This window comes from Paenibacillus sp. NPDC058071 (genome assembly GCF_042885235.1).
In the GTDB taxonomy this organism is placed as follows: Bacteria; Bacillota; Bacilli; order Paenibacillales; family Paenibacillaceae; genus Pristimantibacillus.
Window position 1 is genome coordinate 1 of the sequence record NZ_JBHVSK010000009.1, and the last position, 12,772, is coordinate 12,772.

Below are 12,772 nucleotides of genomic sequence, written 5' to 3' on the forward strand. Positions count from 1 at the left end.
TTTTAATAAGTTACTGGGATCGAGCTTACAAACGGCGGCGTATCGCCCCAACGAAAAAGCGGGGGCGCAGGGACTATGTCCCTGCGCCGCCGTTATTGCGTTGCTTTTAATGATTAATTGACGCTGCCTTCCAACCGGTGTGCGGCATGCAGCGTCGGTCCGACGAAGCTGTTCAGCGGGAAGCCCCCGGCAATCGCCTTTGTAATGAAGGCTTTGCCTTCGCGAACCGCTTCTTTCACGGACAAACCTTTGGCAAATCCTGCCGTGATTGCCGCCGAGGTGGTGCAGCCAGCACCGTGCGTATAACTCGTTTTAACAGCCGCAGCTTCGTGCCAGTCGAAGACTTGACCGTCATAGAGCAAATCAATCGCGCGGCCAGGCTCGATAACGCCCCGATCTTTAATCAGCACATGCTTGGCGCCATGCTCGTGAATAATGGCCGCCGCTTGCTGCATTTGCTCACGTGTCCGAATCGGACCGGTTTTCGCCAGCTGTGACGCCTCGAACAAGTTCGGCGTTACAAGATCGGCGCCCGGGATCAAAAATTGCAGCATTGCTTCTGTATTTTCCGGCTGAAGCACTTCATCCGTTCCTTTGCACACCATTACCGGATCGATGACGATCCGTTTCATCCCGGCGCGCTTCAACTCCTTGGCAACTAATTCGATAATGTCGACCGAGCCAAGCATGCCCGTCTTCATTGCATCGAAGCCGATGCCGTCAAGGACGGTGCGAAGCTGCGCCTCAACGATTGACAGCTCTACCGGAAAGACCAGATGATCCCATGTTTTCGGCTCCATTGCGACGATTGTCGTCAGAACGGTCATACCGTACACGCCCAGCTCCTGAAAGGTTTTAAGATCCGCTTGAATGCCTGCGCCGCCGCTTGTATCCGATCCGGCTACGCTTAATGTTTTTGGAATACTCATGAAGACGATTTCTCCTTTTTATGCAGTTGCAACCATCCTACTGCCAATTCTATCGCTTGTCAAACCATGCGGCTCTTCTATTAAAAAATAAGGACGGCAGGGCGCCGTTATTTTTTACACATAAATAAGGAAAGCAGACGCCGAAGCGCCTGCTTTTCTTTGCCTATCCGGCATCTATATTAAACGGAGTGTTTCGCGCGGGCGAGTTTCGTCGCCTCGACCATGTTGCGCAGCGATTTCACCGTTTCATCCGTGCCGCGCGTTTTCAGACCGCAGTCTGGGTTAATCCAGAACAGCTTTGGATCAAGTACGCGCAGAGCGCGGTCGATCATGTTCGACATTTCGTCGACAGCAGGCACACGAGGGCTATGGATGTCATAGACGCCAAGGCCGATGCCCAGCTCGTAAGTGTTCTCCTCGAAGCTATGAATCAATTCACCGTGGCTGCGCGACGTCTCGATCGAGATAACGTCGGCGTCCATCGCTTCGATCGAATCGATCATATCGTGGAATTCGCAATAGCACATATGTGTATGAATTTGCGTTGTATCTTCTACCGTGCAAGTCGTCAAGCGGAATGCTTTAACCGCCCAGTCGAGATACTCAGCTTGATCTTTTTCTTTCAATGGAAGGCCTTCGCGTACAGCCGGCTCGTCAACCTGGATCATGCCGATGCCCGCTTGCTCCAGTGCTTCAACCTCTTGACGCAGTGCGTAAGCAAGCTGATAAGCGATTTGCTCGCGCGAAATATCGTCGCGGACGAACGACCAGTTCATAATTGTAATTGGACCTGTCAGCATCCCTTTTACCGGACGGGACGTTTGCGATTGCGCGTATTGGGTCTCTTCTACCGTCATCGCTTCAACAAACGCAACGTCGCCAAAGATGATCGGAGGCTTCACGCAGCGGGAACCATACGATTGTACCCAGCCCCATTGTGTAAAGGCGAAGCCAGCTAATTTCTCGCCGAAAAACTCAACCATGTCCGTCCGTTCAAATTCGCCGTGCACAAGCACGTCAATGCCGATCTCTTCCTGCAGCTTCACCCAAGTATCGATTTGATCCCGAATAAAAGCGGCATATTGTTCATTGTTCCACTCGCCTTTACGCCACGATTGACGTGCTTTGCGCACTTCCGCCGATTGCGGGAAGCTGCCAATAGTCGTCGTTGGAAGCAGCGGCAATTGCCACTTCTCTTGTTGTTTCACATGACGATCGGCAAATGGCAGACTGCGATTTGGCTCTTTGCTGCTGATTTCAGCAACAGCTTGCTTCACAGCGTTGCGATTGCGCTCCGCCGATTGCTTGAGCGCTTGTACATCGCGTTCGCTCGCTTCCAGCTCTGCAGCGATGGATTCGGCGCCCGATGTTAATGCTTTCGCCAGAAGGACAACTTCGTCCAGCTTCTCATCTGCAAAAGCAAGCGCATTTTTCAGTTCCGGAAGCAGCTTCGTTTCGTTTGCTACGGTTACAGGTACGTGCAGCAGGCTCGAAGATGTTTGCACGACCAGGCGATCGCCACTCGCATAAGTCGACAGCTGCTTGAGCAGCGACAACTTCTCGCCGAGCGATGCTTTCCAAATGCCGCGTCCGTCAATAACACCTGCACCGAGCGTTTTGTCCGCTGGGAAACCGTATTGCTTCAATGCTTCCGAGTTGCCGGACAGACCATGAACAAAGTCCAGACCGATGCCTTGAACCGGTAATTGTACGATTTCGTTATATTGATCAACCGCTTCAAAATACGTTTGCAGCATGATGTTCAAGCTAGGAGCTGCAGCTGCAAATGCGGCGTAAATGCGTTTCAGTCTAGCGATATCAGCGTCGCTTACTTTCGTAGCGAGAATCGGCTCGTCAATTTGCACCCATTGCACGCCTTCTTGCGCCAGTTCACGCAGAACTTGCTCGTAGAGCGGGATCAGACGATCGATCCAAGCGTCCGTTTCAGCAGCGGCATAGCCCTTCGACAGCTTCACGAACGTGAGCGGTCCGATCAGGACAGGCTTGCCCTCGATACCCAATTCCTGCTTCGCTTCGCGATAAGCGGCGAGCGGCTTATTCTCAGTGAGCGCAGGAGCTGCACCGTCAAACTCGGGAACGATATAATGATAGTTCGTGTTGAACCATTTCGTCATTTCGCTGGCAGTCGCCTCTTTCGTACCGCGCGCGATGCCATAGTAAACCGACAACGGTACTACTCTGCCTTCGTAAGCGAAACGTTTAGGTACGATACCGAACATAGTAGCCGTATCAAGTACTTGATCGTAATAGCTGAAGTCGTTAACCGCTATCCAATCGATGCCTTTTTCCTTCTGCTTGCGCAAATGACCAAGTCGAATATCGCGCAGTTGGCTGTGCAGCTCAGACTCCTCCAGCTTGCCTGCCCAGAACGCTTCAAGCGCTTTTTTCCATTCGCGATTCGCGCCGATGCGCGGATACCCTAGTACGCTGCTTTTCACCATCTCGTAACACTCTCCCAAACGTTTTGTTACTAGAAAGATAGCATGGTTTCGCAGGTATAGGGTAACTGATTAATACTATATCCAGTTATAGCCGTTTGCTATAACAGAAAACTATCGGCCGATTGCTTGCTCCAGCGCCTCGATATAGGCCGCTCCCAGCTTGGACAGCGCAACGTTGCGATGCGAGATCCAACCTACATTAATGTTTTCATCGATCGCCAGCGGAACAGGGATAATATCATTACCGTTCAGATCGGAGCTTAATACGCCGGTGGAAATGGTGTATCCGTTGACGCCGATCAGCAAATTAAACAGCGTTGCGCGGTCGGTCACCACGATGCTCTTTTTCCGAATCAGCGTGCTCAATATTTCTTCCGAGAAATGAAAGGAGTTGTATTCGCCTTGATCGAACGACAAGTAGGGATATTGCTGCAGATCTTCAATCGTAACGATTGATTGCTTGGCCAGCGGATTGTGGACGCTAATAAACACATGCGGTTTAGCTGTAAAAAGGCTGTTGAACTGCAAATTAGCGCTTTTCAGCAGCTTATTGATCACTTTTCCGTTAAATTCGTTCAAATAAAGAATGCCGATCTCGCTGCGCATCGTTTTGACATCCTCGATAATTTCGTACGTTTTGGTTTCTCGGAGCGACAGCTCATACTCCTCTTGTCCGTACTCCTTCACCAAATGAGCAAAGGCGTTCACTGCGAAAGCGTAATGCTGCGTCGATACCGAGAAATGCTGCGGGGATGGCTTCGCGTTCAAATAACGGCTCTCAAGCAGCTCCGCCTGCTCGACGACTTGCCTAGCGTAGCTTAAGAACTCCACGCCTTCCTTAGACAACGAAATTCCTTTATTCGACCGCTCAAATATCGCAATCTGCATTTCCTCTTCCAAATCTTTAATCGCATTGGACAAGGTCGGCTGAGAAATGAACAGCCGCTTCGCGGCCTCGTTGATCGAGCCGCGATTGGCCACTTCGATCACATATTTTAATTGCTGCAGCGTCACGGGTATCGTCCCCCTACTATATAAGTTCCTTCTGTTTCTTTAACATTAAATATAGAATAACGCTAAACACGGCGCAAACCAAAGCGCATAGCCCAATGAATCCGTAACCAGCTTGAAGACCTCTCAACAAGCCTAGCGGCGTGTCGGAACCGTACAACCGCTTGGCGCTTTCTGTGATGAAACCAATTAAGTAGTTGCCAATGACGCTTCCGAGTCCCATCAATGTAACAGTGAACGTTATAGCCGTATCGCTGCCCTTCGAATAACGCTTGGCGATAAAAGCCATCACCGTCGGATAAACCATCGCGATCCCGATGCCCGAAGCGGCGAATAGAAAGGCGACGCGTTCTCCTCCTGCAATAGCGCCAAATGTGCATAACGCCGAGAAAGCCGAAAAAAGCGCCAGCGATAATACGTAGCCGAATCGATCGGTCAACGCCCCCAGCAGCAGTCTCGCCAAGGCGAAGCAAAGAAAAAAGGCGGACAGCATACCGGACGCTTCAATCGTGTCCCACTTATAGGCTTTCTCGAGAAAATTGACGAGCCATCCGCCAACCGCAAGCTCCGAGACGACGCCGGAGGAAAGGATGAGCACCATCAGCCACAGCACCGGATCGCGCATCAGCTTCTTCAGCGGCACTCTCTCATCATGCGCCACATTGTCGCCAGGAAACGAGCTGCCTAGCGCAGCAATAATCGGCAAGACAGACAGCGACAGCATGACCAAATACATACCGCGCCAATCGAGCGTATGGCCGAACACTTGAACAGACATGACTCCTGTGGCGACAAGCGGAGCTACGGTGGAGCTAAGCCCGTAAAAGCCGTGGGTCAAATTCATCATGAAGCCCGTATTTTTGACGAATATTCTCGCTCCCAATATCGCCAGCGCGATTTCCAACATGCCGTTGCCGATATACATTAGAAAATAGGAAGATGAGAATATAGAATAGCTATGCGAAAAAAAGATAAGAACACCGGATGCGATCATAAGTGCAAATGAAAGAATACTTACGATTTTAATACCCCAAAGCCGAGTTAATACGGCGGTGAACGAACAAGCAAGCAAGTAGCCGAGCGCATTGAGCGACAGCAATGTGCCGAGCTGCGATTCGTTTAAGCCAAAATCAAATTGAATGCGCGGGATAGCAGGACCTTTTATGTTTTCCGATATGCCAAAGACGATAAAGCCTAGAAAAATCGTCGCCAGCTGCATCACATAGATTTTATTAATCGAGAACCTTCGTTTTTCCACTTAGAGCTTCCTCCTGTTGCGAGCGTTTGCACAAACAAGAGGATTATAGATTTCCTCCCCTATAAAGTCAATAAAAACCCACCGCCACCATACTAAGCGCTTGCATCAAAAAAAGAGAGGAATGCCGAAGCATTCCTCTCCCTTACTTGCAACCGCTCCTACTGAATCGTCAGGTTGAAGCCGTTTTGAATGAAATTGATGTTTGGATGCGCAATATTGCTTGTCGTTAAATTGTTGAACGTAGCCGATCCATTGCCAGTGTACGTGTAAATGGCCGCTCCTTTATGTGGAGACGTGAAACGCGACGTCGTAACGCCGTCCAGACCGGTACCGTCAATTCGAATATTGTTGAAGACGATGTTTTCGAAGCCGCCGCCATAGCCGAATTGGATGGCGCTGCGCTGCGTGTTCAAAATATCGATATTGTTGAATGTGACGTTTTTGATCGAATCGTTGGATGCCTCCAGATCGATCGCTCCGCGTTCGCCATTATACAAGTCTTTACTTGTGCCACTATTGATAATAGTCGTGTCGGCAAACACGATGCCGGTGTTGTTCTGGAAGTGGTAGCCTGGGAATACCGTATTCATCCGGATGGCCGAACCGCCTACCGTATCGACGATCAAGTTGTTGGTCGCTTTGTGGCCGCTTCCTCCGAAGAAGGCGATGGCCGCCGCGCGCCAGTTGTTCTCGATCGTATTGTAAGAGAACGTGTTGTTGACGCCGGCGCGAGCGCCGTTCACGTTACTCGTCCATACGGCCAGACCGTCGTCACCGTTATTGCGGATGCTGCTGTTGCGTACGGTCGAATTGCTCGTTCCTTGCGCGAAATTGACGCCGTCAGCCAAATTGTTGCGAATCCGGCTGTTCTCAATGACGAGTCCATCGGCGTAAATGGCTGGCGACTTCGCATAATCGCCTACCCAGAAGCCGCATTCGAAGTGCTCAACCCAAACATTATGCACTTTCGAATTTTTCCCGAAGTTGTCCATGAACGCTTTATAGATGGCGCCTTCATGGTAACGGGAGCGCAAGTTGGAATTCATGTACACGTTGCTGAAATCAAGCTGTCCGGTAACGCGGAACGAGATGCCGCCGGAAGCGATATTCGGATTCGTAAACTGAATGTTGGTGTGCCAAATACCGGCGCCCAAGATGGTAATGTTGTCGATCATGTTTTCCGGCGTACCGATTTTCCACATGCTGCTGAGGTGGAAAGTGCCTTCCGGAATATAAAGCGTTTTGCCTTGAGCTACTGCTGCGCTGACCGCCGCATTGAAAGCGGCCAGATCGTCTTGACCGTCATTGGCTACTGCGCCGAAGTCGGTGACGGATACCGCATTGGTTGGACGGGCGATTGCGGTCGGAACCGGCTCGATTTCCAGGAAATCGACGCCGTACTCCAGATTGTCGCCGTTGCCCTTCTGAATGCGAATCGTGTCTCCCGGTTTAAGCGGGGTGTCCAGCTTCCAATGCACTTCGTCGAAACGGAACAGCGGGCGTCCGCCGCTCGGCGTATCGGCCGGCTGATCACTGGAGAAGTATTGCCAGTTAAAGTAAGAAGTGAGCGAAACCGTCTTCGCTTTCGTTCCGTTGACGTACACGTCAAGCGAACCGTTCAAGCCCATGCCATTGGCGGAGTCCGGCATCGTAAAGCGCATCGTGACGCCTGCGCCGCCTTCTCCTTCTCTGATCGTCCATTGCGAATAGGAGCCGTTGGACGGAAGTGCGATATATTGTTGACCCGAAGCTTCCGATGCAGTCAGAGACTGGTCGAAGGTTGGCGCGGATTGCAGCGTAGCGCCGCCGCCGCGGGTTGCATCTTGCGTATCGTAGCGTTTGTACGGCATGCTCGCGCCGCGAGCCGCATACGTAACGAAGCTAACACTGCTCGAATTGTTGGACTGCTTGATCGGCAGTTCGTTTGCATCGGCAGCAACCGTCACTTGAACCGTATAGGTACCGTTTACGGCTGTCCACGAGCCCAAGGAAACATTGACAGACGAGCCCGCAGCGATAACCCCGTTATAGGAACCTGTAAACGATTGAACGGTTGCTCCCGCGTCGTTCTTAATGGCGACAGTGATTGGGTGCGCTCCTGCCGCGGATGCAACGTTTCCTTGGTTTTTCAAGTTAACGGTGAATGCAATCGCATTGCCGGCAATCGGAGTATTCGGCGACCAGGACACAGTGCCGACCAAATCCGAGCTTTGTACCGGCGTTACCGTCAAATTAGAGGAATGCGTGTAGCTGTTGTTCGCTTCGTTGCGTTCAATAACAACATTGTTTTCATCCACTTTAGCGTTCAGCGTATAAGTGCCCGCTGTAACCACTCCGGCATTCAGCGATACGTTTGCAGTCGCGCCCGCTGCAAGCGGCCCTACCGGAGCGTTGCCCGCAAGCGTATTGTTCAAGTAGAAATTGACGGACGTCGCAGCGGATGGAGCATTGCCGATATTGGCAACCGTCGCATTCAGCGTCACCGCATCGGTTTCGATCGGAGAGCCTGGCGTCCAGGACATGCCGTTAATTGTTAAATCCGGATTGGCGCCCGGCGTGCCGAATACTTGGAATTCGGCAATTTGACCGGCAGAAGCGCCCGAGTTCGCTGTAATGTTCAGCTGCAGTCGCTTCACCGTCGCCGTTACCGGTATCGTCACGGAGTTGCCCGTTGCCGGATTGAACGTATAGGATTGGGCAGATACCAAGTTACTGAATGTTGTCGTATTTTGACCATGGCCCAGCACTTGGATCGTCTGTGTGCGCGTGCTCCAAGCGGACGCTGGATTCAGCTTCAATACGATTGAGGTGATATCGTGGTTCGAGCCGAGATCGAGCGTGAGCGAGCTCGGATTTCCGCCGCCCTCCCAATAGGTGTTCGTGTCATTATCATTCGCATTTGCGGCTACATAAGTGAAAGTGCTGGAAGAAGCGCTGATCGGTTTGCCAACCGCAATATTGCTGCCAGGCGATGGCGTCGGTGTTGGTGTTGGTGTTGGTGTCGGTGTCGGTGTCGGTGTCGGTGTTGGTGTTGGTGTTGGTGTTGGTGTTGGTGTTGGTGTCGGTGTCGGTGTTGGTGTTGGTGTTGGTGTTGGCGTTGGTGTCGGTGTCGGTGTCGGTGTCGGTGTCGGTGTCGGTGTCACGACTGTGTTCGATACAATGATTTGATCGAGATTAACGTTGCCGCTGTCTCCCGCGTCATATCGGTAGGAAATGGTATTATTTCCTGCATTTAAAGTTACCGAATCGGTTTTGCTGCCCCATGTATCCCAATTTGCCAAATTCGGCAATGAAACCTGGCGGAGCTTCGTACCGTTGATATAAAGGCTTAGCGTCTTCGCGCTGCCGCTTGCGTTCGCATACTTCAGCGTTACGTCGCGGCTGCCAGCCTCCTGGACTTGTACGGTAAACGTCGTTGAGGCTCCTTGGTTCCAGTAGCCGTCAACAAATCCGCTACCCGAATAGCCGGTATGGTCGGTATTGATCTTCGCGCCGCCGCTCAACGCCGCTGCTTCCGCTTCATAGACACCTGTTGGCGCCACGGAAGGCGTTGGCGTAGGGGTCGGCGTGCTGCCGCCTGCACCGTAAATCTCGAATTCTGACAGCTGTGCCGCTTGCCAGCCCGTGTTGGCCGTTATGTTCAAACGAACGAAACGCGTTGACGCGGCGTTGAAGTTGATGGCCACCGAATTGTTGGAAACGGCAGGATCAAACAAATAATTTGCGGAACCGACAATGTCGGAAAATGTTGATCCGTCAGCGCTGCCTTGCACAGACAATGTCTGGGTTCTTGAGCCCCAGCCTGCCGGAAGCTTCAGCACAATCTGGTCAATGCTGACGCTGGTACCCAGATCGACTTGAATCCATTGCGGGAACGCATTATTCGTGCTTTCCCAATACGTGCCTTGATTGCCGTCCCTTACATTGTTCGGCTCATAGTTTTGTGACTGCCCGCTTGCTGTAACGGTTTTTCCAAGAGCAAGGTTCGGTCCCCCGGCCGCATATACCGGAACCAAAGTGCCGATCGAGAAGTACAGGGTGGATAAGAGCAAAGCCGCGATAAGCGACCATGCAATCGTTTTGTTGCGCATTATTTTCCTCCTCAATAATATCGTTTGCTGCGGATCATAGCTTGCGAATCATAATGCTGCCTCTCGGCAGTAAAACCGATTTAGACCAAATTCGCATTCCTTTTAAGCGCTTTCATTTTATTGAATTTCCCCCACCGTCCTTTCCGAAATGAATATTGCGACCTCCTATCTTCGCGACACATCCTCATTATAGTGAATAACTGGAAGAGGAAAGGATAGGTAATACTACGCAAAATGTATGCGTTTCCATGAAGATTGGACATCTTTTTTCGATTTCCACCGGATACGTCTTCCAACTCCTTCGATTTGGAGTTGAAATTGCTCGGCGTAACAAGAAAAACCGCGATCATCGCGGTTTTTCAAAAGTTTATTCACTCTTTTGTTCGGGCGGAATCGTATTGAGGAGCAACTGCGCTTCCTGCTGCACCGCATCCAGCGCATCGCCCGCCGATTTGTTACCATCAAACGCCTCATTCAGTTCTTTCGATTTCAATGAATTAAGCGCTTGATAAAAACTGCCTGGCAAATCCGTCGGAAACAGGTCACTTCCACTGGTCTTTAACTTGTAGAAAGCGGTAAGATCGTGGCCGTTCCACTCCTTAAACTGATCCGTTCTAGACAATAGTTTGTACGAGTTTTTCGATTTCAGTTTGGCATTCTCTTCGCCGCTAGCGAATCGGATGAATTCCCAGGCTGCCTTTTCATTCGGCGAAGCTGCATTAATAGCGAAAATATCCTCTATCCGCAGTCCGACCGACCGGTCGGGATCCTCCGCACTAACCGGCTCCGTCACAATCGCCCAATTCATGCTTGGTTGGCTTTCGCTGATGAAGGCGTCCATCGATAAGAAATCTGTAAAATTGCCCAGCATCATGGCGGCTTTTCCTGTTACGAACGGCGACTTTTTCATAACATCGAAATCGATCATTTGTCCTTCAAAATCAATATAGTAGACGCTGCCTTTTTGGAAGGAAGTTATGGACCGTTCCGCATTCAACTTTTGCCGCTCGGAATTGAGTTTAACCGTTCTCTGAACCGGATCGTACCATTTCAAACCGTCGGTCGTATCCATCCGGCTTAATAGGCCGCTCGGCGTCGATTCCCACGGAAGCAGCGTCAGACCGTATACCCGTTCCTCACCCTCGCCGTCGCTTGGAAACCGGTCGGCCAAAGCAAGCACTTCCTCCCACGTCATCTGATCGTGCGGCGGCTCGATTTGGTAACGATCGAACAGGTCTTTGTTGTAAAACAAAGCGTTCGAACTAAAAGTAGGCGCAAGGCCATACAGGTCGCCGTCGCCGATCGATCGCAGCATGCCAAGTACGCCCGCATGCATCGAATCGAGCGAATACTTCGATTTCTTAATCATGCCGTCCAGCGCGACCAGCTTTCCTTCACGCAGCATAATTTTGTACTGGGCCGGATTGAGCAGCAGCACGTCGGGCTTCTCCCGCTCTACAAAATCGGCGTATGCCTTTGTATCGTCCGGGTTTATCTCCATACGGTTTAGATGAACCATTTCCAGCTCAATATTCGGATACTTGGACTGAAAGAGGCTTCCATATTCCATATTGAAGGAATATTCGTCGAAATACATGACTTTAAGTTTAGAAGATTCCGCTTTTTCTGTTCCTGTGCAGCCCGACAGCAATGCTGTCGTCAACAGCGCAGCAAGTCCCGTCATAACTATCTGCTTATTATTCATATGACCCTCCTGTAAGGTATCCCGACCATAGCTTCAGCCTTCGGTCGTCTAGGCCTATTATATAGAAGGAATCAGGCAGGAAGTAATAAGCAATATTACGGAAAATGTATGAGATTCCATTATATTTCCAAACTTTTTTTGAAAAACGACCGGTACCATGCAGGCACTACGGTGTCGAAATTTCGATGATCGTTCATTACTTTGACGATTTTAGCCATCATCACGTCAAGCTCTTCCGGCTTCGTCTTCAGAATCCAGACGACAGAAGAAACAAGCGTCATTGCCAAATAGAGCGAATATAACCGCCAAAAATCATCATCTGGTTCATCCCCCTCATGATAGCCAATCAGTTGACCTACTGAGAAGGGTACGCTCACTTCCGCGCTAAAAATGCCAATCTTCAATAAATCGGATATGGGATCTCCCCAATCATACCGATTGAAGTCGATGACGCCCGACAGCTTCCCGTCTTGCACAATTAAGTTTCCGATATGAAAGTCGTCGTGCTGGAAAACGTTCGGTCTGCCTTGCATCAGATGAAGGTGGGAATCGATAAAAGCAAACAGCTCGCCCTCCCCTTCGATTCGCACGCCAAGCCGCTCGTAATCGATTCGGTATTTGGCATGCTTCTCCACCATACGCGCTTGCCAGGAACCTATTGAGTCCGGGGCCAGAACTTGATGTATTTTGCGCAGCTCCTCTCCCGCTTGCAAACCGATCCGGCACTGCTCATCTTCACTGAGCAGCGGGAGCGCTTCCGTCGCCTCGATTCCAGGAATATGCGAAACGAGCATATAACCGATTTCAAGCTCAGCTAGCCGCCCGATCTCAATAGGCCTAGAGCAAGTAACACCCTTCTCCTCCATACGCTTTAAAGCTTCAAATTCTCGCTTCTTGACCTCATGCTCTCCGATGGCATAAGTTCTTAGCACGTACTGTGCAGCGCCGTCTTTCCCGTAAACGGTATATTTCCGATCACGTGAGTAGCCCTTATCGATTGGCTCGACCGTCTGACATTCCCGCAAAGAAGGAATCGCGTTGCGAAGCCGCTCTGCCTCGCTGTTCAGACTGTCGGGTTGTTCGTTCATCGCTAATCCCCTCCTATTCTCCTGTATTCAGGCTACTTTCACTCAACTGTAAATAGCCGTTCGTAACGGCCGTCTGCATGAAAAAACCGCGAAAGCGTTCGACTCCCGCGGCTTTCAAGGCCAGTCGCCCCAGCAAGCGCTTTCATCATCCTTTTGTTTGAAGAAGAGTCTATTATAAGAAGGTTTCCAACCTTTGTCAAACATAATGGCTGCCAAACGTTGTAATCA

7 protein-coding genes are annotated in these 12,772 nt (G+C 50.8%); all 7 read right to left on the reverse strand.

All coding sequences use genetic code 11. From position 1 onward, the window contains the following. Positions 1 to 113 precede the first annotated feature (113 nt). Positions 114 to 929 carry a bifunctional hydroxymethylpyrimidine kinase/phosphomethylpyrimidine kinase gene (thiD, locus tag ACFVTB_RS15815; protein WP_387750814.1) on the reverse strand — a complete coding sequence of 272 codons (816 nt, stop codon included), beginning with the start codon at positions 927 to 929 and terminating at the stop codon, positions 114 to 116. 179 nt (positions 930 to 1,108) lie between these two features. After that, positions 1,109 to 3,391 (reverse strand): 5-methyltetrahydropteroyltriglutamate--homocysteine S-methyltransferase, encoded by a 2,283-nt coding sequence (gene metE, locus ACFVTB_RS15820; protein ID WP_387750817.1) that lies wholly within the window; start codon positions 3,389 to 3,391, stop codon positions 1,109 to 1,111. A 111-nt stretch (positions 3,392 to 3,502) separates the two neighbouring features. Beyond that, positions 3,503 to 4,405: a LysR family transcriptional regulator gene (locus ACFVTB_RS15825; protein WP_387750820.1), complete on the reverse strand. Its 903-nt coding sequence runs from the start codon at positions 4,403 to 4,405 to the stop codon at positions 3,503 to 3,505. Positions 4,406 to 4,421: 16 nt separating this feature from the next. After that, entirely contained in the window at positions 4,422 to 5,621 is a 1,200-nt protein-coding gene (locus ACFVTB_RS15830) for an MFS transporter (RefSeq protein WP_387751410.1), read from the reverse strand. A 197-nt stretch (positions 5,622 to 5,818) separates the two neighbouring features. Further along, positions 5,819 to 9,751, reverse strand: a complete 3,933-nt coding sequence (locus ACFVTB_RS15835) for a discoidin domain-containing protein (RefSeq protein WP_387750823.1) — start codon at positions 9,749 to 9,751, stop codon at positions 5,819 to 5,821. Positions 9,752 to 10,118: 367 nt separating this feature from the next. After that, positions 10,119 to 11,456 (reverse strand): ABC transporter substrate-binding protein, encoded by a 1,338-nt coding sequence (locus tag ACFVTB_RS15840; RefSeq protein WP_387750826.1) that lies wholly within the window; start codon positions 11,454 to 11,456, stop codon positions 10,119 to 10,121. Between the two features lie 119 nt (positions 11,457 to 11,575). Then, positions 11,576 to 12,544, reverse strand: coding sequence for a phosphotransferase family protein (locus ACFVTB_RS15845; protein ID WP_387750828.1), 969 nt, complete (start codon positions 12,542 to 12,544; stop codon positions 11,576 to 11,578). Between the last annotated feature and the right edge of the window lie 228 nt (positions 12,545 to 12,772).

Excerpts from the sequence above, each read along its gene's own strand:
- thiD (WP_387750814.1), bottom strand. The coding sequence starts at position 929 with ATGAGTATTCCAAAAACATTAAGCGTAGCCGGATCGGATACAAGCGGC.
- metE (WP_387750817.1), bottom strand. The coding sequence starts at position 3,391 with ATGGTGAAAAGCAGCGTACTAGGGTATCCGCGCATCGGCGCGAATCGC.
- ACFVTB_RS15830 (WP_387751410.1), bottom strand. The coding sequence starts at position 5,621 with ATGCAGCTGGCGACGATTTTTCTAGGCTTTATCGTCTTTGGCATATCG.
- ACFVTB_RS15835 (WP_387750823.1), bottom strand. The coding sequence starts at position 9,751 with ATGCGCAACAAAACGATTGCATGGTCGCTTATCGCGGCTTTGCTCTTA.
- ACFVTB_RS15840 (WP_387750826.1), bottom strand. The coding sequence starts at position 11,456 with ATGAATAATAAGCAGATAGTTATGACGGGACTTGCTGCGCTGTTGACG.
- ACFVTB_RS15845 (WP_387750828.1), bottom strand. The coding sequence starts at position 12,544 with ATGAACGAACAACCCGACAGTCTGAACAGCGAGGCAGAGCGGCTTCGC.